General features: G+C 67.1%; 20 protein-coding genes and 1 tRNA gene. All 21 read right to left on the reverse strand.

All coding sequences use genetic code 11. From position 1 onward, the window contains the following. Window positions 1–5: 5 nt before the first annotated feature. The 21 genes from ACO2TI_RS00875 to ACO2TI_RS00975 all read right to left on the reverse strand — a co-directional run bounded on the left by ACO2TI_RS00875 (window position 6) and on the right by ACO2TI_RS00975 (window position 18,841). Window positions 6–455 (reverse strand): DUF1178 family protein, encoded by a 450-nt coding sequence (locus ACO2TI_RS00875; protein ID WP_423281526.1) that lies wholly within the window; start codon window positions 453–455, stop codon window positions 6–8. A gap of 10 nt (window positions 456–465) precedes the next feature. After that, entirely contained in the window at window positions 466–1,083 is a 618-nt protein-coding gene (locus ACO2TI_RS00880; RefSeq protein ID WP_423281527.1) for an NUDIX domain-containing protein, read from the reverse strand. Next, on the reverse strand, window positions 1,076–1,381 hold the full coding sequence (locus tag ACO2TI_RS00885; RefSeq protein ID WP_423281528.1) for a DUF2818 family protein: 306 nt from the start codon (window positions 1,379–1,381) through the stop codon (window positions 1,076–1,078). The genes ACO2TI_RS00880 and ACO2TI_RS00885 overlap by 8 nt, the downstream gene beginning before the upstream one ends. A 28-nt stretch (window positions 1,382–1,409) precedes the next feature. Further along, a complete protein-coding gene (gene nuoN, locus ACO2TI_RS00890) occupies window positions 1,410–2,903 on the reverse strand; it encodes an NADH-quinone oxidoreductase subunit NuoN (RefSeq protein ID WP_423281529.1) in 1,494 nt (497 codons plus the stop codon). A 19-nt stretch (window positions 2,904–2,922) separates the two neighbouring features. Further along, window positions 2,923–4,398 carry an NADH-quinone oxidoreductase subunit M gene (locus tag ACO2TI_RS00895; RefSeq protein WP_423281530.1) on the reverse strand — a complete coding sequence of 492 codons (1,476 nt, stop codon included), beginning with the start codon at window positions 4,396–4,398 and terminating at the stop codon, window positions 2,923–2,925. Window positions 4,399–4,420: 22 nt separating this feature from the next. Continuing rightward, complete coding sequence (nuoL, locus tag ACO2TI_RS00900; RefSeq protein ID WP_423281531.1) at window positions 4,421–6,439, reverse strand: NADH-quinone oxidoreductase subunit L; 2,019 nt, start codon at window positions 6,437–6,439, stop codon at window positions 4,421–4,423. Window positions 6,440–6,512: 73 nt separating this feature from the next. After that, window positions 6,513–6,821, reverse strand: a complete 309-nt coding sequence (gene nuoK / locus ACO2TI_RS00905) for an NADH-quinone oxidoreductase subunit NuoK (protein WP_423281532.1) — start codon at window positions 6,819–6,821, stop codon at window positions 6,513–6,515. After that, complete coding sequence (locus ACO2TI_RS00910) at window positions 6,818–7,471, reverse strand: NADH-quinone oxidoreductase subunit J (protein WP_423281533.1); 654 nt, start codon at window positions 7,469–7,471, stop codon at window positions 6,818–6,820. Before ACO2TI_RS00910 ends, nuoK begins: the two co-directional genes overlap by 4 nt. A 23-nt stretch (window positions 7,472–7,494) precedes the next feature. Next, complete coding sequence (nuoI, locus tag ACO2TI_RS00915) at window positions 7,495–7,992, reverse strand: NADH-quinone oxidoreductase subunit NuoI (RefSeq protein WP_423281534.1); 498 nt, start codon at window positions 7,990–7,992, stop codon at window positions 7,495–7,497. A gap of 13 nt (window positions 7,993–8,005) precedes the next feature. Beyond that, window positions 8,006–9,070 carry an NADH-quinone oxidoreductase subunit NuoH gene (nuoH, locus tag ACO2TI_RS00920; RefSeq protein ID WP_423281535.1) on the reverse strand — a complete coding sequence of 355 codons (1,065 nt, stop codon included), beginning with the start codon at window positions 9,068–9,070 and terminating at the stop codon, window positions 8,006–8,008. Window positions 9,071–9,083: 13 nt separating this feature from the next. Then, on the reverse strand, window positions 9,084–11,408 hold the full coding sequence (gene nuoG, locus ACO2TI_RS00925) for an NADH-quinone oxidoreductase subunit NuoG (RefSeq protein WP_423281536.1): 2,325 nt from the start codon (window positions 11,406–11,408) through the stop codon (window positions 9,084–9,086). A 15-nt stretch (window positions 11,409–11,423) separates the two neighbouring features. Next, a complete protein-coding gene (gene nuoF, locus ACO2TI_RS00930) occupies window positions 11,424–12,797 on the reverse strand; it encodes an NADH-quinone oxidoreductase subunit NuoF (protein ID WP_423282133.1) in 1,374 nt (457 codons plus the stop codon). Between the two features lie 13 nt (window positions 12,798–12,810). Then, the gene (nuoE, locus tag ACO2TI_RS00935; protein WP_423281537.1) at window positions 12,811–13,305 is read right to left on the reverse strand and encodes an NADH-quinone oxidoreductase subunit NuoE; all 495 of its coding nucleotides are present in this window, start codon (window positions 13,303–13,305) and stop codon (window positions 12,811–12,813) included. A 7-nt stretch (window positions 13,306–13,312) separates the two neighbouring features. Next, a complete protein-coding gene (locus tag ACO2TI_RS00940) occupies window positions 13,313–14,566 on the reverse strand; it encodes an NADH-quinone oxidoreductase subunit D (RefSeq protein WP_423281538.1) in 1,254 nt (417 codons plus the stop codon). 26 nt (window positions 14,567–14,592) lie between these two features. Beyond that, entirely contained in the window at window positions 14,593–15,201 is a 609-nt protein-coding gene (locus tag ACO2TI_RS00945) for an NADH-quinone oxidoreductase subunit C (RefSeq protein ID WP_423281539.1), read from the reverse strand. 8 nt (window positions 15,202–15,209) lie between these two features. Next, window positions 15,210–15,686 (reverse strand): NuoB/complex I 20 kDa subunit family protein, encoded by a 477-nt coding sequence (locus ACO2TI_RS00950; protein WP_140626292.1) that lies wholly within the window; start codon window positions 15,684–15,686, stop codon window positions 15,210–15,212. 111 nt (window positions 15,687–15,797) lie between these two features. Then, complete coding sequence (locus ACO2TI_RS00955) at window positions 15,798–16,157, reverse strand: NADH-quinone oxidoreductase subunit A (protein ID WP_423281540.1); 360 nt, start codon at window positions 16,155–16,157, stop codon at window positions 15,798–15,800. A gap of 176 nt (window positions 16,158–16,333) precedes the next feature. Beyond that, window positions 16,334–16,418: transfer RNA gene (locus tag ACO2TI_RS00960), tRNA-Leu, on the reverse strand. A 212-nt stretch (window positions 16,419–16,630) separates the two neighbouring features. Continuing rightward, a complete protein-coding gene (secG, locus tag ACO2TI_RS00965) occupies window positions 16,631–17,032 on the reverse strand; it encodes a preprotein translocase subunit SecG (protein ID WP_423281541.1) in 402 nt (133 codons plus the stop codon). 41 nt (window positions 17,033–17,073) lie between these two features. Next, window positions 17,074–17,841: a triose-phosphate isomerase gene (gene tpiA / locus ACO2TI_RS00970; protein WP_423281542.1), complete on the reverse strand. Its 768-nt coding sequence runs from the start codon at window positions 17,839–17,841 to the stop codon at window positions 17,074–17,076. A 13-nt stretch (window positions 17,842–17,854) separates the two neighbouring features. After that, the gene (locus ACO2TI_RS00975; protein WP_423281543.1) at window positions 17,855–18,841 is read right to left on the reverse strand and encodes an NAD(P)H-quinone oxidoreductase; all 987 of its coding nucleotides are present in this window, start codon (window positions 18,839–18,841) and stop codon (window positions 17,855–17,857) included. Between the last annotated feature and the right edge of the window lie 53 nt (window positions 18,842–18,894).

Consider the following 18,894-nt stretch of genomic DNA (forward strand, 5'->3'; position numbering starts at 1 on the left):
CGCACCTACTGCAGCGTGCCCTTGGCCGCCGCCGGCACGGCCATGCTGAAGACCTCGATGCCCTCGTCGCGCAGCGACTGAGCCTGGTCGGGACTGGCCTGGCCGCGGATCGCGCGCTCCGGCGTCTCGCCGTAGTGGATGCGGCGCGCCTCCTCGGCGAAGCGCGGCCCGACGTCCTCGGTGTTGTTGATCACGTGACGCACCGCCTGCAGCCACAGCGCCTCGACGCTGGCACGCTCGGGCGTCGGCGCGGCGGCCGTGGCGGCCGCAGCCGGTGGCGCGCTGGCACCCGACAGGTTCAGCCGCGGTGCGCTGGGCAACCGCTGCACCGACTTGCTGCCGCACAGCGGGCATTCGATCAGACCGCGCGCGTGCTGGTCGGCATGGTCGGCTTCCGAGCCGAACCAGCCTTCGAAGCCATGGCCCTGTTCGCACTGGAGGTTGAGCACCTTCATGATGGGCTGATTATTGGCCTTGCAGGTGCGCCGGTGTGGGCTGCCAGTGCAAGTCCCAACGGCCGTCGCGCCAATGACGCAGCCACAGCAGCGCGATCAGGGTCTTGGCGTCGGTGAGCGAGCCGGCGGCCGCGTCGGCCTCCAGCGCCTCGAGCGTGGTGGTCTGCACGTCGAGAAACTCTCCGTGATCGAGGCGCCGCTCGCCGAGCCTGAGCTCACGCGCGAACCAGATCTCGATGACCTCGTTCGAATAGCCGATCGCGTTGTGCAGCACGCCGGCCCGCGCCCACTCGCCGGCGCGGTAGCCGGTCTCCTCGGCCAGTTCGCGCACGGCGCACGCGAAGGCGCCCTCGCCCGCGTCGAGCTTGCCGGCGGGGAACTCGATGAAGGCGCGATCGAGGGGGTAACGCCACTGGCGCTCGATGACCAGGCGGCCGTCGTCGAGGATGGGCACGACCATCACCGCGCCGGGATGGACGACGTACTCGCGCTGCGCCGTGCTGCCGTCGGGCAGGCGCACGGCGTCGCGGCGCACATCGAGGAAGCCGCCGCGAAAGACCTGCTCGCTCGAGACGCGCGTCTCGCGCAGGTGGGCGTCGTCGTCCTGGGGGTCTTTGGGATCAGCCACGATGCCGACGCAGGTAGCGCCAGACGAAACCCGGGAAGGCCAGCGTCAGGAACAGGCACAGCAGCACCGCGTAGAACTCCCAGCCCTGCGGTGCCGCCTGGCCGATCGCGCCTTCCATCAGGCGTCCGGCCGCGATCACGAGCGCACCGTAGACCGCGAGTTCGAGCAGGCGCCAGGCGACCGACTTGACCGGCACCCGCCGCGGCCCGACGAGGAACGGCCGCTCGTTGACGAACGGCAGGTTGGCCGCCACTGCCGCCAGCAGCAGCACGACCCAGACCGCGAGCGCGGTGTTCATCGAGGGCGTGGCGGCGGCGCGCTCGCGATCAGGTCGCGAGCGTGATGCGGATCGCCTCGGCGCAGGCGGCCATCAGGCCGCCGGGCAGCAGACCCAGCCCCAGCACGGCCGCGCCGTTGACCGCCAGCACCGCTCGCACATGCAGGCTCACCGGCTCGTGCACGCCCAAGGCCGCGTCCACCGGCTCGTCGAAGTACATGACCTTGACGACGCGCAGGTAGTAATAGGCCGCCACGAAGGACAGCAGCACCGCGACGATGGCCAGCACGACATAGGGCGTCGCGCTGGTCGACACCAGCGACTGCAGCACCGCGAGCTTGGCGTAGAAGCCCACCGTCGGCGGGATGCCGGTCAGCGAGAACATCACCACCGCCATCACGCCGGCCAGCCAGGGGCTGCGCTTGTTGAGGCCGCGCAGGTCGTCGATCTCGTCGCACTCGAAGCCCTGGCGCGCCAGCACCATGATCACGCCGAAGCTCGCCAGCGTCGTGAGCACGTAGGTCACGAGGTAGAACATCGCCGAGCTGTAGCCGTTGGCCGCCGAGAAGGTGTTGCCGAACACCACGGTGGGCGTGAGGCCCAGCAGCATGAAGCCGAGCTGGCCGATGGCCGAATAGGCCAGCATGCGCTTGAGGTTGCTCTGCGCAATGGCGGCGAGGTTGCCGATCACCATCGAGGCGACCGACAGCACCATCAGCATCTGCTGCCAGTCGATCGCAAGGCCCAGCATGCCCTCGACGAGCAGGCGGATCGTGATCGCGAACGCGGCCAGCTTGGGGGCGCCGGCGATCATCAGCGTCACCGCGGTCGGTGCGCCGTGGTAGACGTCGGGCACCCACATGTGGAACGGCACGACGCCCAGCTTGAAGGCCAGGCCGGCGACCACGAACACGACGCCGAACACCAGCACCTGCTTGTTGATCTGGCCGGTGCCGATGGCGCGGAACACCTCGCCGATCTCCAGCGAACCGGTCGCGCCGTACATCATCGACAGGCCGTACAGGAGGAAGCCCGAGGCCAGCGCGCCGAGCACGAAGTACTTCATCGCCGCCTCGGTGGCGTTGAGGTTGTCGCGGCGCAGCGCGACCATCGCGTACAGCGACAGCGTCATCAGCTCGAGGCCCAGGTAGACCACCAGGAAGTGGTTGGCCTGCACCATGACCGACACGCCCAGCAGCACAAACAGCGACAGCGTGAACAGCTCGCCCTTGAGCATGTCGCGGTCGGCAGCATAGGGGCGCGCGTAGACCAGCGTCACGCCGACGGCCAGGGTCGCGAAGAACGCCAGCAGGTGGCCCATCGGGTCGGTGACGACCATGCGGTCCATCGCGTAGAGCGTGGCGCCGCCCTTCAGGTAGGCCAGGTGCAAGGCGCCGATGCCGACCAGGGTCATCAGCGTCAGGCCATAGGTGGCCGTGCGCTTGGGCGAGGTCACGAACAGGTCGACCAGCGCGATCGCGCACGCCATGCCGAGCAGCAGGATCTCCGGGTAGATGGCGAGCCAGTTCATCGAGGATTCCATCGCGGTCTCTTCTTGTCGTTCAGTTCAGCTTCGAGACCGCCACGTGCTTGAGCAGCTCGGTGACGGATGTCTGCATCACGTCGGTGAAGGGCTTGGGATACAGGCCCATCCACAGCACGCCGGCCGCCAGCAGCACGAACATGAAGAACTCGCGCTTGTTCAGGTCGACGAGCGCCTTCACGTCGTCGTTGGCGACCTTGCCGAAGTACACGCGCTTGACCATCCACAGCGTGTAGGCGGCGCCGAAGACCAGGGTGGTCGCGGCGAGCAGGCCGATCCAGAAGTTGTACTGGACGGCACCGAGGATCACCATCCATTCGCCGACGAAGCCGCTGGTGCCCGGCAGGCCGCAGTTGGCCATCGCGAACAGCACGGCGAAGGCGGCGAACTTGGGCATGGTGTTGACCACGCCGCCATAGGCCGCGATCTCGCGCGAGTGCACGCGGTCGTAGAGCACGCCGATGCACAGGAACATCGCGCCCGAGACGAAGCCGTGGCTGATCATCTGCACGATGCCGCCGGCGACGCCCAGGTCGGTGAAGATGAAGAAGCCCAGCGTCACGAAACCCATGTGGGCGATCGACGAGTACGCCACCAGCTTCTTCATGTCGCCTTGCACCAGCGCGACCAGCCCGATGTAGAGCACCGCGATGAGCGACAGCGTGATCACGAAGCCGGCCCAGGCGTGGCTGGCGTCAGGGGTGATCGGCAGCGAGAAGCGCAGGAAGCCGTAGGCGCCCAGCTTCAGCATGATGGCCGCCAGCACCACCGAGCCGCCGGTCGGCGCCTCGACGTGGGCGTCGGGCAGCCAGGTGTGCACCGGCCACATCGGCACCTTGACCGAGAACGCCGCGAAGAACGCGAAGAACAGCAGGGTCTGCGCCGGCATCGCCAGCGGCAGCTTGTGCCAGGTGAGGATGTCGAAGCTGCCGCCGGACTTCGTGTACAGGTAGATCAGCGCGATCAGCATCAGGAGCGAGCCGAGCAGCGTGTACAGGAAGAACTTGAACGCCGCGTAGACGCGCCGCGGCCCGCCCCAGATGCCGATGATGATGTACATCGGGATCAGCGTGGCCTCGAAGAACACGTAGAACAGCATGCCGTCGAGCGCGCTGAACACGCCGACCATCAGGCCGGAGAGGATCAGGAACGCGCCCATGTACTGGTTCACGCGCGTCTCGATCACTTCCCAGCCGGCGATCACGACGATCACGGTGATGAAGGCCGTGAGCAGCACGAACCACACCGACAGGCCGTCGACGCCGAGGTGGTAGCGCACGTTGAAGCGCTCGATCCACGGCAGGTTCTCGGCGAACTGCATCGCGGCGGTCGAGGCGTCGAAGCCCGACACCAGCGGCAGCGTGACGATGAAGCTCAGCACGGCGGCGGCCAGCGCGATCCAGCGCACCGCACCGGCCTGCTCGTCGCGGCCGAGCGCGAGCAGGATCAGGCCGAAGACGATCGGCATCCAGATGGAGAGGCTCAGCAGTCCCATTCGTTGTTCTCCGGCCTCTCGATCAGCGGGCCATGCCCAGGTAGGGCCACAGCTGCCAGGTCATCAGCGCAAAGATGCCGAGGATCATGACGAGCGCGTAGTGGTACAGGTAGCCGGTCTGGAACAGGCGCGTGATCGCGGCCGCGCCGGCGACGACGCGCGCCGAGCCGTTGATCAGCACCCCGTCGATCAGGCCGACGTCGCCGCCCTTCCACAGGCCGCGGCCGAGCAGCCTGGCGCCTGCGGCGAACACGTGCTCGTTGATCCAGTCCATGTAGTACTTGTTGTCGAGCAGCTTGTAGACGATGGCGAAGCGCGCCTTGATGGCTGCCGGGATCGCCGGCTGCTTCATGTAGAACCACCACGACACGACCACGCCGGCCAGCGCGAGCCAGAACGGCGCGGTGGTCAGTGCGTGCAGCGCCATCGCGGCGGCGCCGTGGAACTCGTGCGCGAGCTCTTCCATCGCCGGGTGCAGTTCGGCGTTGACGAAGATCGAGTCCTTGAAGAACTCGCCGAACAGCATCGGCTGGATCGTCATGAATCCGATCACCACCGAGGGCACGGCCAGCAGCAGCAGCGGCGCGGTCACGACCCAGGGCGACTCGTGCGGCTCCTCGTGCTCGTGCTCGTCGTGGCCGTGGACCTCTTCGTCTTCGGCCGGGAACGGCTTGTGGCGGAAGCGCTCCTCGCCGTGGAAGACGAGGAAGTACATCCGGAACGAGTAGAACGCCGTGACGAACACGCCCGCGAGCACCGCGAAGTACGCGAAGCCGGCGGCCGGCAGGTGGCTCGCATGGACCGCCTCGATGATGCTGTCCTTCGAGTAGAAGCCGGCGAACAGCGGCGTGCCGATCAGCGCCAGCGAGCCCAGCAGCGAGGTGATCCAGGTCAGCGGCATGTACTTGCGCAGGCCGCCCATGTTGCGGATGTCCTGGTCATGGTGCATGCCGATGATCACCGAGCCGGCGGCCAGGAACAGCAGCGCCTTGAAGAAGGCGTGCGTCATCAGGTGGAACACCGCGACCGAGTAGGCCGAGGCGCCCAGCGCCACCGTCATGTAGCCCAGCTGCGAGAGCGTGGAGTACGCGACGACGCGCTTGATATCGTTCTGGATGATGCCCAAGAAGCCCATGAACAGCGCCGTGATCGCGCCGATCACGAGCACGAAGTTCAGCGCGGTGTCCGACAGCTCGAACAGCGGCGACATGCGCGCCACCATGAAGATGCCGGCCGTCACCATCGTCGCGGCGTGGATCAGTGCCGAGATCGGCGTCGGGCCTTCCATCGAGTCGGGCAGCCAGACGTGCAGCGGGAACTGCGCGCTCTTGCCCATCGCGCCGATGAAGAGGCAGATGCACGCGACCGTGATCAGCATCCAGTCGGTGCCGGGGAAGCCCAGCTTGGCGAGCTCGGGGCCCTTGGCGAACAGCTCGCCGTAGTTGAGCGTGCCGCCGTAGGCCAGCAGCAGGCCGATGCCCAGGATGAAGCCGAAGTCGCCGACCCGGTTGACCAGGAAGGCCTTCATGTTGGCGAAGATCGCCGTCGGCTTGGTGTACCAGAAGCCGATCAGCAGGTAGGACACCAGGCCCACCGCCTCCCAGCCGAAGAACAGCTGCAGCATGTTGTTGCTCATCACGAGCATCAACATCGAGAAGGTGAACAGCGAGATGTAGGAGAAGAAGCGCTGGTAGCCCGGGTCTTCCTCCATGTAGCCGATGGTGTAGATGTGCACCATCAGCGAGACGAAGGTCACGACGCACATCATCATCGCGGTCAGGCCGTCGACCAGGAAGCCGACCTCCATCTTGATGCCGCCGATGACCATCCATTCGTAGACGGTCTGGTTGAAGCGCGCGCCGTCGACGGCCACCGCCTTGAGCGTGATGGCCGACAGCACGAAGGCGATCGCGACGCCGAGGATGGTGACCGCATGCGCGCCGCGGCGTCCGACCGTCTTGCCGAACAGGCCGGCCACGATCGCCCCGACCAGCGGCGCGAGCGGCACGGCGACCAGCATCGATTGCGATAGCGCAGACATTGTTGTTCTCTCCGAAGCCCGCCCGGTAAGCGGGCTCTCGTTGCGTTTCAGTGTGCGGCGGTGAAGGCCGCGTTCAGCCCTTGAGGGCGTCGAGTTCGTCGACCGCGATCGTCGAGCGGTTGCGGAACAGCACCACCAGGATCGCCAGGCCGATCGCCGATTCGGCGGCGGCCACGGTCAGGATGAAGAACACGAACACCTGTCCGGCCATGTCGCCCAGATAGTGCGAGAAGGCCACGAAATTCAGGTTGACCGCCAGCAGCATCAGCTCGATCGCCATCAGCAGCACGATCAGGTTGCGGCGGTTCAGGAAGATGCCGATCACCGACAGCGCGAACAGGATCGCGCCGAGCGACAGGTAATGACCGAGCGTGAGCGTCATGCCTGGCCTCCGGTGGCTTGGGGGGCGTCGCCGGCGGGCGCGGCCGGCGCCGGCGCGACCTCTGGCGCCATCTTCACGACGCGCAGCCGGTCGGCTTTCTTGACCTTGACCTGCGCGCCCGGGTCGACGTACTTGCTGTCCTTGCGGCGACGCAGGGTCAGCGCGATCGCCGCGACGATGGCCACCAGCAGCAGCACCGCGGCGATCTGCAGTGGGTACAGGTACTGCGTGTAGATCTCGATGCCCAGCAGCTTGGTGTTGCTCAGCTTGGCCAGCGCCGGATCGGGCTGCGCAGCCACCGGCAGGTTGAAGCCGCGCTTGATGACCCAGATCATCTCGACGGCGATGATCGCCGCGATGGTGCCGGCCACCGGGAACAGTTTCCAGAAACCTTCGCGCAGCCGGTCGACGTTGATGTCGAGCATCATCACGACGAACAGGAACAGCACCATCACGGCGCCCACGTAGACGAGCACCAGCGAGATCGCGAGGAACTCGGCCTTGAGCAGCATCCACACGCAGGCGGCGTTGAAGAAGGCCAGCACGAGGTACAACGCAGCGTGCACGGAGCTGCGCGCGGTGATGACGCGAAACGCTGCGAACAGCAGGATCGCGGAGAAGACGTAGAAGAGCGCGGTCTTGGTATCCATGGCTTGTGTCGCCTCTGCCGCCTTTAGCGGTAGGGAGCGTCGGCCTCCTTGGCAGCGGCGATCTCGCGCTCGTAGCGGTCGCCCACCGCGAGCAGCATGTCCTTGGTGAAATACAGGTCGCCCCGCTTCTCGCCGTGGTACTCGAGGATGTGCGTCTCGACGATCGAGTCGACCGGGCAGCTCTCCTCGCAGAAGCCGCAGAAGATGCACTTGGTCAGGTCGATGTCGTAGCGCGTCGTGCGGCGCGTGCCGTCGGCGCGCACATCCGACTCGATGGTGATCGCCAGCGCCGGGCACACGGCCTCGCACAGCTTGCAGGCGATGCAGCGCTCTTCGCCGTTCTCATAGCGGCGCAGCGCGTGCAAGCCGCGAAAACGCGGCGACAGCGGCGTCTTCTCTTCCGGGAACTGCACCGTGATGGTGGGCGACAGGAAATGCTTGCCCGTGAGCTTCATGCCCTTGAAGAGCTCGAGCAGCAAGAAGGTGTTGAAGAATTCTTTGATCGAGGCGACAGCGCTCATCGTGCTGACCTCCTTACTTCCAGATGTTCCAGGGCGACTGGATCCACAGGCCCACGACGACCAGCCAGACCAGGGTGACCGGGATGAAGATCTTCCAGCCCAGGCGCATGATCTGGTCGTAGCGGAAGCGCGGGAACGTGGAGCGCACCCACAGGAACACGGTCACGACGCAGAAGGTCTTGAAGCCCAGCCAGATCCAGCCCGGGATCCAGTTGAATATCGCGCTGTCGATCGGCGGCAACCAGCCGCCGAGGAACAGGATCGAGCACAGGGCCGAGACCAGGATCATGTTGGCGTACTCGGCGAGGAAGAACATCGCGAACGCCATGCCCGAGTACTCGATCATGTGGCCGGCCACGATCTCGGACTCGCCTTCCACCACGTCGAACGGGTGCCGGTTGGTCTCGGCCAGACCGGAGATGAAGTAGACGAGGAAGATCGGGAACAGCGGTAGCCAGTTCCAGGAGAGCAGGTTCAGGCCCATGTCGGCGAACATGCCCTTGTCCTGCGAGAGCACGATGTCCGTCATGTTCAGGCTGCCGGTGGTCATCAGCACCACCACGAAGGCGAAGCCCATCGCGATCTCGTAGCTGACCATCTGCGCCGACGCGCGCAGCGCGCCCAGGAAGGCGTACTTCGAGTTCGAGGCCCAGCCGGCGATGATCACGCCGTAGACCTCCATCGAGGTGATGGCCATCAGGTACAGCAGGCCGGCATTGATGTCGGCCAGCGCGACCTCGGGGCCGAAGGGAATCACCACCCACGCGGCCAGCGCCGGCATGATGGTCATCACCGGTCCGAGCAGGAACAGCCCCTTGCTCGAGGCCGTGGGCAGGATGATCTCCTTGAAGATCAGCTTGACCGCATCGGCGATCGGTGTGAGCAGGCCCCAGGGGCCGACGCGGTTGGGACCGGGGCGGATCTGCGTCCAGCCGATGGCCTTGCGCTCCCACAGCGTAAGGTAGGCGACGCAGACCATCAGCGGCACGAGCAGCGCGACGATCTTGGCAAGGTTCCAGATCACCGGCCAGACGCCGCCCAGGTGCAGCGCGCCGAACTGGTAGACGGTATCGATCATTCGAGGGCTCCCGTCAGGCCTTGGCGACGCTGATCGCGCCGAACATCGCGCCCAGCGTGGCGGTTGCGCCGTGGCCGGCCGGCACGCGCACGGTGTTGGAAGCGAGGCTGGCGTCGAGCACGGCCGGCAGCACGGTGCTGGCCGAGCCCTGCGTCACGCGCACTGCGGCGCCTTCGGCCAGGCCGAGTTGCTGCCACAAGGCCGCAGGCAGCGACGCGCGCGGCGGACGCGCATCGGCCGTGAGCTGCAGCGACGAAGCGCGGCGCACGATCGCATCAGTGCTGTAGATGGGCACATCGGCCAGACGCTCGATGCCATTGGCCGGCGCGGACACGCGCACCGCGGCGGCATCGACGGCGGCGGCGTTGTTCAGGCGCTGCGGCAGCGCGGTCACGTCGCCGAGCGCCTGCGCCCTCACCTCTTCCGAGGTCTCGAAGCCGAAGCCCTCGAGGCCCAGCATCGAGCCGAGCACGCGCAGCACCTTCCAGGCCGGGCGCGTCTCGCCCAGCGGCTTGACGACGCCGTGGAAGCTCTGCACGCGGCCCTCGGCGTTGATGAAAGTGCCCGAGGTCTCGGTGAACGGCGACACCGGCAGCAGCACGTCGGCCACCTCGGCATTGGCGTCCTTGAACGGACTCAGCGAGACGACCATCTCGGCGTGGCCGAGCGCGGCGCGCGCGGCGACCGGATCGGCGCTGTCGTAGCTCGCCTCGGCGCCGAGCAGCAGCACCGCCTTGCGCGGCTTGGCGCCCAGCATCTCGGCGGCCGACAGGCCCGCGGCTCCCGGCTGCGCGCCGACCAGCTGCGCGCCGACGCTGTTGCCGCCCTCGCCCAGCACGCCGCAGCGGGCGCCGACCTGGGCGGCGATCCAGTTCGCCAGCGCCAGCAGCGACTCGGCCTCGGGGTGCTGCATCGCGGTGTTGCCCAGCAGCACGGCCTTGCGCTCGCCCGACAGCAGCGAGGTCGCGATCGATTGCGCGGCGGGCGTGACCTCGGCGGCCACGGGCGCGCTCGTGCCCTTGGCTTGCGCGACGGCTGCGGCCACCGACGCCAGCGCACCGACCCAGGCGCTCGGCGCGGCGATCACGCGCGCGGCCACCGGCAGCAGCCAGTCGTCGGCCACGGCGCCCAGCGCGCTGATCTGCGCGCCGCGCTTGGCGGCCTGGCGCAGGCGCTGCGCGAACAGCGGATGATCCTTGCGCAGGAAGGAGCCGATCACGAAGGCTCGCTCCAGCGACGACAGCGCGGCGATCTCGAGGCCGAGCCAGCGCACGCCCGGCGCGGACTCGGTCGAGGCGTGGCGTAGGCGATGGTCGACGTTCTCCGAGCCCAGGCCACGCACGAGCTTGGCCAGCAGGTGCAGCTCCTCGACCGTCTGGTTCGCGCTGGCCAGCGCACCGATCGCGCTCGCGCCATGCTGCGTCTTGATCTGCTTGAGGCCGTTGGCGACGTACTCGAGCGCGGTGGTCCAGTCGACCTGCTTCCACTCGCCGCCTTGCTTGAGCATCGGCGCGGTGAGGCGATCGACGCCGTTGAGCGCCTCGTAGCTGAAGCGGTCACGGTCGGCGATCCAGCACTCGTTGACGGCCTCGTTCTCGAACGGCACCACGCGCATCACCTGCTGGCCCTTGACCTGAACGATCAGGTTCGCGCCGGTGGAGTCGTGCGGGCTCACGCTCTTGCGGCGCGAGAGTTCCCAGGTGCGCGCGCTGTAGCGGAACGGTTTGCTGGTCAGCGCGCCGACCGGGCACAGGTCGATCATGTTGCCCGACAGCTCGGAGTCGACCGTGCTGCCGGCGACGGTGGTGATCTCGCTGTGCTCGCCGCGATGGATCATGCCCAGCTCCATCACCCCGGCCACCTCTTGGCCGAAGCGCACGCAGCGCGTGCAGTGGATGCAGCGGGTCATCTCCTCCATCGAGATCAGCGGGCCGACGTCCTTGTGGAAGACGACGCGCTTTTCTTCGGTGTAGCGCGAGGACGACTTGCCGTAGCCGACCGCGAGGTCCTGCAGCTGGCATTCGCCGCCCTGGTCGCAGATCGGGCAGTCCAGCGGGTGGTTGATGAGCAGGAACTCCATCACCGACTGCTGGGCCTTGAGCGCCTTGTCGCTCTTGGTGCGCACGATCATGCCCTGCGTCACCGGCGTCGCACAGGCCGGCATGGGCTTGGGCGCCTTTTCGACGTCGACCAGGCACATGCGGCAGTTGGCCGCGATGCTGAGCTTCTTGTGGTAGCAGAAGTGCGGGATGTAGGTGCCGGCCTTGTCGGCGGCATGCATGACCATGCTGCCTTCGGGCACCTCGACCTTGCGGCCGTCGAGTTCGATTTCAACCATGTCGTCTTGCCCCGATCACGCTTGTGCGGCCACCGGGACCATGCAGGTCTTGTGTTCGATGTGGTGGGCGAACTCGTCGCGGAAGTGCTTGAGCATGCCCTGCACCGGCATCGCGGCGGCGTCGCCGAGCGCGCAGATGGTGCGACCCTTGATGTTGTCGGCCACCGAGTCGAGCAGCGCGAGGTCTTCCGGGCGACCCTTGCCATGTTCGATGCGGTCGACCATGCGCCACAGCCAGCCGGTGCCTTCGCGGCACGGCGTGCACTGGCCGCAGCTCTCGTGCTGGTAGAAGTAGGACAGCCGCAGCAGGCTCTTGACCATGCAGCGGCGCTCGTCCATCACGATCACCGCACCCGAGCCGAGCATCGAACCGGCCTTGGCGATGGCGTCGTAGTCCATCGTCAGGTCCATCATGATGTTGGCCGGCAGCACCGGGGCCGACGAGCCGCCGGGGATCACCGCCTTGAGCTTTCGACCGCCGCTGACGCCACCGGCCATCTCCAGCAACTTGGAGAACGGCGTGCCCAGCGGGATCTCGAAGTTGCCGGGACGCTCGACATCGCCGACCACCGAGAAGATCTTGGTGCCGCCATTGTTGGGCTTGCCGATCTCCAGATACGCCTGGCCGCCGTTGCGGATGATCCAGGGCACCGCGGCGAAGGTCTCGGTGTTGTTGATCGTGGTCGGCCGTCCGTAGAGGCCGAAGCTCGCCGGGAACGGCGGCTTGAAGCGCGGCTGGCCCTTCTTGCCCTCGAGCGACTCGAGCAGCGCGGTCTCTTCGCCGCAGATGTAGGCGCCGAAGCCGTGGTGAGCATGCAGCTGGAAGCTGAAGCCGCTGCCGAGGATGTTGTCGCCCAGCAGCCCCGCGGCGCGCGCCTCCTCGAGCGCCTCCTCGAAGCGCTCGTAGACCTCGAAGATCTCGCCGTGGATGTAGTTGTAGCCCACGGTGATGCCCATCGCGTAGGCGGCGATGGCCATGCCCTCGATCACGATGTGCGGGTTGAACATCAGGATGTCGCGATCCTTGCAAGTGCCCGGCTCGCCTTCGTCGGAATTGCAGACGAGGTACTTCTGGCCCGGGAACTGACGCGGCATGAAGCTCCACTTCAGGCCGGTCGGGAAACCCGCGCCGCCGCGGCCGCGCAGCGCCGAGAGCTTGACCTCGGCGATGACCTGGTCGGGCGTCATGCCCGCGACCTGCTGGTCGCCTTGCGGCTTGGCGCCATCCTTGCCGAGGATCTTGCGCAGCGCCTGGTAGCCGCCGCGCGCCTCGTAGTCCTTCAGGCGCCAGTTCGCGCCGTTGAGATCGGCATAGATCTGCGCGCCGATGTGCTGGCCGTGGAAGCAGGTCTCGCGGCCGGTGGCCTTGAACTTCGACAGATCGAGCATGGTCGTCATGTCCTCACTTCGAGGCCGCATCGGCCTTGAGCGTGTCGAGCAGCTCGTCGAGCCGCGGCTCGGTCATGAAGCTGAGCATCTCGCGGTCGTTGACCAGCATCACCGGTGCGTCGGCGCAGGCGCCCAGGCATTCGCTGGGCTGCACGGTGAAGACGCCGTCAGCCGTGGTGCCGTAGGGCTCGACGCCGAGCTTGTGGCAGACGTGGTCGAGCGCGGTCTGGCCGTTGCGCAGCTGGCACGGCAGGTTGGTGCAGACGTTCAGCTTGAACTTGCCGACCGGCTGCTGGTTGTACATGTTGTAGAAGGTCGTGACCTCGTGCACCGCGATCGGCGGCATGCCGAGGTAGGCCGCGATGGCGTTCTCGGCCTCGGCCGAGACATAGCCTTGCTCCTGCTGGACGATCGCCAGGCAGGCCATCACGGCCGACTGCTTCTGGTCGGCGGGGTACTTCGCGACTTCGCGCGCGAAGCGTTGCTCGGTGGCGGGGCTGAGCGTCATGTGCTGCTTACCTGTCGATCTCGCCGAACACGATGTCCATCGTGCCGATCACGGCGACCGCGTCGGCGATCATGTGGCCGCGCGACATCTCGTCCATCGCCGCCAGGTGGGCGAAGCCGGGCGCGCGGATCTTGAGGCGGTAGGGCTTGTTGGCGCCGTCGCTGACGAGGTAGATGCCGAACTCGCCCTTCGGGTGCTCGACCGCCGCATAGGCCTCGCCCTCCGGGACGTGGAAGCCTTCGGTGAAGAGCTTGAAGTGGTGGATCAGCTCTTCCATGCTGGTCTTCATCTCGACGCGCGACGGCGGAGCGACCTTGTGGTTGTCGGTGATGACCGGGCCGGGGTTCTTGCGCAGCCAGTCGATGCACTGCTTGATGATGCGGTTGGACTGGCGCATCTCCTCGACGCGCACGACATAGCGGTCGTAGCAGTCGCCGTTGGTGCCCAGCGGGATGTCGAAATCGACCTGGTCGTAGACGTCGTAGGGCTGCTTCTTGCGCAGGTCCCAGGCGACGCCGGAGCCGCGCAGCATCGGGCCGGTGAAGCCGAGATTGAGCGCGCGCTCGGGCGAGACGACGCCGATGCCCACCGTGCGCTGCTTCCAGATGCGGTTGTCGGTGAGCAGAGTCTCGTACTCGTCGACGCGCTGCGGGAAGCGGTTCGTGAAGTCCTCGATGAAGTCCAGCAGCGAGCCCTGCCGGTTCTCGTTCATCTTGGCCAGCGCCTTCGCGTTGCGGATCTTGCTGACCTTGTACTGCGGCATCGAGTCCGGCAGGTCGCGGTAAACGCCGCCCGGACGGAAGTAGGCCGCGTGCATGCGCGCGCCGGAGACCGCCTCGTAGGCGTCGAACAGGTCCTCGCGCTCCCGGAAGGCGTAGATGAGGATGTTCATCGCGCCGCAGTCGAGGCCGTGCGCGCCGATCCACAGCAGGTGGTTCAGGATGCGCGTGATCTCGCTGAACATCACGCGGATGTACTGGGCGCGGATCGGCACCTCGATGCCCAACAGCTTCTCGATCGCCAGGCAGTAGGCGTGCTCGTTGCACATCATGGACACGTAGTCGAGACGGTCCATGTAGGGCAGCGACTGGATGTAGGTGCGCGTCTCGGCGAGCTTCTCGGTCGCGCGGTGCAGCAGGCCGATGTGCGGGTCGGCGCGCTGGATCACTTCGCCGTCGAGCTCCAGCACGAGGCGCAGCACGCCGTGCGCTGCCGGGTGCTGCGGGCCGAAGTTCAGCGTGTAGTTCTTGATGTCTGCCATGGGCTACTCGATGAACGCTGCGCGTTTCAGTGCAGGCCGCCGTAGTTCTCTTCGCGCACGATGCGCGGCGTGATCTCGCGCGGCTCGATGGTCACCGGCTGGTAGATCACGCGCTTTTGCTCTGGGTCGTAGCGCATCTCGACGTGTCCCGAGATCGGGAAGTCCTTGCGGAACGGATGCCCGATGAAGCCGTAGTCGGTGAGGATGCGGCGCAGATCCTCGTGGCCGTCGAAGACGATGCCGTAGAGGTCGAAGGCCTCGCGCTCGAACCAGTTGGCGGCGTTCCAGATCGGCGTCACGCTCGGCACGACCGGCAGGCCGTCGTCGGCCGCGAACACGCGCAGGCGCACTCGCCAGTTGTGCCTGACCGACAGCAGGTGCGAGACCACCGCGAAGCGCGGGCCTTCGGCCAGCGGCGAGGCGCCGTCCTTGTAGCCCGAGTAGTCGAGGCCGCAGAGATCGATCAGCTGCTCGAACGAGAGCGCTTCGTTCGACTGCAGCGTGCGACAGACCTCCAGATAGTCGGCCAGCTTGACGGTCAGCGTGAGCTCGCCGCGCGAGCGCACGAGCGAGACGATCTTGCCAGCCAGCGCCGCTTCGAGGGCGGGCTGCAGCGCGTCGAGTTTGTGGTCCATCGTTTTGTTCAGCGCGCGATCGTGTTTTCGCGGCGGATCTTGGCTTGCAGCTGCAAGATGCCGTAGAGCAGCGCCTCGGCGGTGGGCGGGCAGCCCGGCACGTAGACGTCGACCGGAACGATCCGGTCGCAGCCGCGCACGACCGAGTAGCTGTAGTGGTAGTAGCCGCCGCCATTGGCGCACGAGCCCATGCTCAGCACCCAGCGCGGCTCGGCCATCTGGTCGTAGACCTTGCGCAGCGCCGGCGCCATCTTGTTGCACAGCGTGCCGGCGACGATCATCAGGTCGCTTTGGCGCGGGCTCGGGCGAAACAGCATGCCGAAACGGTCGATGTCGTAGCGCGCGGCGCCCGCGTGCATCATCTCGACCGCGCAGCAGGCGAGACCGAAGGTCATCGGCCACAGCGAACCGGTCTTCGACCAGTTGATCAGCTTGTCGGCCGAGGTGGTGATGAAGCCCTCTTTGAGGACGCCCTCGATTCCCATATCAGTGCTCCAAACCTTTGCAAGCGAGCGGGCCGAGCGCCGGGCCGCTCCCAAGCCGGCCCGCATCCCCCCGGGGGATCGGCCGACGTACTCGTCGGACGAGGGGCATCATTACTCCCAGTCGAGGGCACCCTTCTTCCATTCGTAGGCGAAGCCCACGACGAGGATGCCCAGGAAGACCATCATGGCCCAGAACCCGGTGGCACCGATCTCGCGCAGGGCCACAGCCCATGGGAAGAGGAAGGCGATCTCGAGGTCGAACAGGATGAACAGGATCGCCACGAGGTAATAGCGCACGTCGAACTTCATGCGCGCGTCTTCAAAGGCTTCGAAGCCGCACTCGTAGGGACTGTTCTTCGCCGCATCGGGGCGACGCGGGCCGAGCAGGAAGCCGAGCACCTGAGGCGCCACTCCGACCGCCGCACCCACGAGGATGAACAGGATCACTGGCAGGTAGGCGTCAAGACTCATGGCGGACTCGCTCGGGTGTTAAGCGTTGCCGTCCGGCCAAAACAAAGCGCGCTGGCACAACCGGATCCACCCTGATCCTCGTTGCACGTGCAGCGCGCCCGGTCCCTGCCTGCTCGTATTGCTGTCAGGGCGCTGAACCGCGGCCGGACGACACGACGGTCCACTCATCATTCAACTGGTGCCGACGGCGAGACTCGAACTCGCACAGCTTTCGCCACTACCCCCTCAAGATAGCGTGTCTACCAATTTCACCACGTCGGCCTGACCGAACCCGAGCGGTCCTCCCGCTTTGCTTCGGCCCGTCAGATCGCAGTCAGTGCGATCTGTTTCGGCTGTCCGGCTTGCATGAGGTTTGGCTCACCGAACAGCCAAAGATTCTAGCGTGAAACGACGACCCGATCCAGGCAAACCCCAAGAGATTCACTCGGCCGCATCGCGCTTCACGCGCTCCTGGCCTGGGTCCGCGCCCGTGCTCAGCGCGCAGGGATCTGGTTCGCTGCCGAAGCCGCCGGAGCGGCGGGAACGGCGCTGCCGCTCGCGGCAGGTGCTTGCGGAATCGCTGCTTCGGCCGCGCTGGCGGCCGGTGCGGAGGTTGCGGCGCGTTCGAGCACGCTGCTGCCCGCAGGTTCGCCGCCGCGCAGGTTGCCGAAGTAGGCCAGCGCGAGCGTGCATACAAAGAACACTGCGGCGCACACGGCCGTGGTACGCGACAGGAAGTTCGCGCTGCCGGTCGCGCCGAAGAGGCTGCCCGACGCGCCGCTGCCGAACGAGGCGCCCATGTCAGCGCCCTTGCCGTGCTGGACCAGCACCAGGCCGATCATCGTCACGGCGGCCAGCATCTGCACGACGAGGACGATGGTGATCACGAATTGCATGTCTTAGAGCTCCAGAAAACTTGCTGTGGATTTGTTCTGAGTCAATGGTTCGCCGCGGCGCGGCAGATGGCGACGAAGTCGGCGGCCTTCAACGAGGCGCCGCCGATCAGCCCGCCATCGATGTCGGGCTGGCCGAACAGCTGGGCCGCGTTGTCCGGCTTGACGCTGCCGCCGTACAGCAGCTTCATCTGCGCCGCGCGCGGCGTGGCCGCGGCGAGCTGAGCGCGCAGCAGCGCGTGCACGGCCTGGGCCTGTTCGGGCGTCGCGGTGCGGCCGGTGCCGATTGCCCAGACGGGCTCGTAGGCCACGACCATCTCGCCGGCGCAGTGGGCCAGCGTATGGATGACCGCCGAGAGCTGGCGCTTGACCACCGACTCGGTCTCGCCGGCTTCGCGCTGCGCGAGCGTCTCGCCGACGCACACGATCGGTGTGATGCCCTTGGCGAGCGCCGCCTTGGCCTTGTCGGCCACGAGCTGATCGCTCTCACCATGCAGCGCACGGCGCTCCGAATGACCCACGATCGCGTAGCGGCAACCGAAGTCGGCCAGCATCGGCGCCGACACCTCGCCGGTGAAAGCGCCCTGCTCGTGCGCCGAGCAATCCTGCGCACCCCAGGCGATCGCGCTGCGCGCCAGGCGCTCGGCGGCTTGCGCGAGGTAGGGGAACGGCACGCACACAGCCACCTCGCAGGGCAGCGGCCCGGCGGATTTGAGACCTTCGAGCAATTGCTCGTTGGCAGCGTGGCTGCCGTGCATCTTCCAGTTGCCCACCACGAGCGGGCGGCGCGAATCACTCAATTGAGCGCTCATCTCCTGGCCTTTCTCACCACGCGAGCATGATCTTGCCGACGTGGCGGCTGGATTCCATCAGCGCGTGCGCCTGAGCCGCCTCGGCGGCCGGGAACACGCGATGCACCACGGGCTTCACGCGACCCGCCTCGAGCAAGGGCCACACGCGCTCGCGCAGCGCGCGGCCGATCGAAGCCTTGTACTCGACGGTGCGCGGACGCAGCGTGGAGCCGGTGATCGTCAGGCGCCGGCGCAGCACCTGCCCCGCGTCGAAGCTGGCCGCGACGCCGCCTTGCACCGCGATGATCGACAGCCGGCCGTCGTCGGCCAGGCATTCGACCTCGCGCGCGACGTAGTCGCCGGCGACCATGTCGAGGATCACGTCGACGCCGCGACCGTCGGTGAGGCGCCGCGCCTCGACGACGAAGTCCTGCGTCTTGTAGTTGATCGCGTGATTTGCGCCGAGCGCGACGCAGGCCCGCGCCTTGTCGTCGTCGCCGACAGTGACGATCACGTCCGAGCCGAGCGCCCGTGCGAGCTGGATCGCGGTGACGCCGATGCCGCTGGAGCCGCCTTGCACCAGCAGCGTCTCGCCCGGCTGCAAGCGGGCGCGCTCGAACACGTTGATCCAGACGGTGAAGCAGGTCTCGGGCAGGCTGGCCGCATCGACGTCGCTCCAGCCGGCCGGTGCCGGCAGGCACTGCCTGATCGGCGCGACGCACAGGCGCGCGTAGCCGCCGCCGTGCGTCAGCGCACAGACGCGGTCACCAAGTTTGAAGCCGGCCGCCGCGAGTTCGGCAGCGTCGCCGCCGACGATGCGCCCGGCCACCTCCAGCCCGGGCAGGTCGGAGGCACCTGGCGGCGGCGGATAGGCGCCCTTGCGCTGCAGCACGTCGGGGCGGTTCACGCCGCACGCTGCCACCTCGATCAACACCTCGCCGGCACGCGGCACCGGGTCGGGCCGCTCCGCCAGGCGCAGCACCTCGGGGCCGCCGGGGCGCGAGATCTCGATTGCTTGCATCACGCGTCCTCGTGGTTCGTCATGCCGGGCACCACGCGGCGCCCGGCGTGCGG

The sequence above is a fragment of the Caldimonas sp. KR1-144 genome (assembly GCF_049446155.1).
Lineage (GTDB): Bacteria > Pseudomonadota > Gammaproteobacteria > Burkholderiales > Burkholderiaceae_C > Rivibacter.

Coding starts and splice junctions, on each gene's coding strand:
- ACO2TI_RS00875 (WP_423281526.1), bottom strand. CDS start 455: ATGAAGGTGCTCAACCTCCAGTGCGAACAGGGCCATGGCTTCGAAGGC.
- ACO2TI_RS00885 (WP_423281528.1), bottom strand. CDS start 1,381: ATGAACACCGCGCTCGCGGTCTGGGTCGTGCTGCTGCTGGCGGCAGTG.
- nuoN (WP_423281529.1), bottom strand. CDS start 2,903: ATGGAATCCTCGATGAACTGGCTCGCCATCTACCCGGAGATCCTGCTG.
- ACO2TI_RS00895 (WP_423281530.1), bottom strand. CDS start 4,398: ATGGGACTGCTGAGCCTCTCCATCTGGATGCCGATCGTCTTCGGCCTG.
- nuoL (WP_423281531.1), bottom strand. CDS start 6,439: ATGTCTGCGCTATCGCAATCGATGCTGGTCGCCGTGCCGCTCGCGCCG.
- nuoK (WP_423281532.1), bottom strand. CDS start 6,821: ATGACGCTCACGCTCGGTCATTACCTGTCGCTCGGCGCGATCCTGTTC.
- ACO2TI_RS00910 (WP_423281533.1), bottom strand. CDS start 7,471: ATGGATACCAAGACCGCGCTCTTCTACGTCTTCTCCGCGATCCTGCTG.
- nuoI (WP_423281534.1), bottom strand. CDS start 7,992: ATGAGCGCTGTCGCCTCGATCAAAGAATTCTTCAACACCTTCTTGCTG.
- nuoH (WP_423281535.1), bottom strand. CDS start 9,070: ATGATCGATACCGTCTACCAGTTCGGCGCGCTGCACCTGGGCGGCGTC.
- nuoG (WP_423281536.1), bottom strand. CDS start 11,408: ATGGTTGAAATCGAACTCGACGGCCGCAAGGTCGAGGTGCCCGAAGGC.
- nuoF (WP_423282133.1), bottom strand. CDS start 12,797: ATGCTCGATCTGTCGAAGTTCAAGGCCACCGGCCGCGAGACCTGCTTC.
- nuoE (WP_423281537.1), bottom strand. CDS start 13,305: ATGACGCTCAGCCCCGCCACCGAGCAACGCTTCGCGCGCGAAGTCGCG.
- ACO2TI_RS00940 (WP_423281538.1), bottom strand. CDS start 14,566: ATGGCAGACATCAAGAACTACACGCTGAACTTCGGCCCGCAGCACCCG.
- ACO2TI_RS00945 (WP_423281539.1), bottom strand. CDS start 15,201: ATGGACCACAAACTCGACGCGCTGCAGCCCGCCCTCGAAGCGGCGCTG.
- ACO2TI_RS00950 (WP_140626292.1), bottom strand. CDS start 15,686: ATGGGAATCGAGGGCGTCCTCAAAGAGGGCTTCATCACCACCTCGGCC.
- ACO2TI_RS00955 (WP_423281540.1), bottom strand. CDS start 16,157: ATGAGTCTTGACGCCTACCTGCCAGTGATCCTGTTCATCCTCGTGGGT.
- secG (WP_423281541.1), bottom strand. CDS start 17,032: ATGCAATTCGTGATCACCATCGTCCTCGTCGTGCAGATGCTGGCCGCC.
- tpiA (WP_423281542.1), bottom strand. CDS start 17,841: ATGAGCGCTCAATTGAGTGATTCGCGCCGCCCGCTCGTGGTGGGCAAC.
- ACO2TI_RS00975 (WP_423281543.1), bottom strand. CDS start 18,841: ATGCAAGCAATCGAGATCTCGCGCCCCGGCGGCCCCGAGGTGCTGCGC.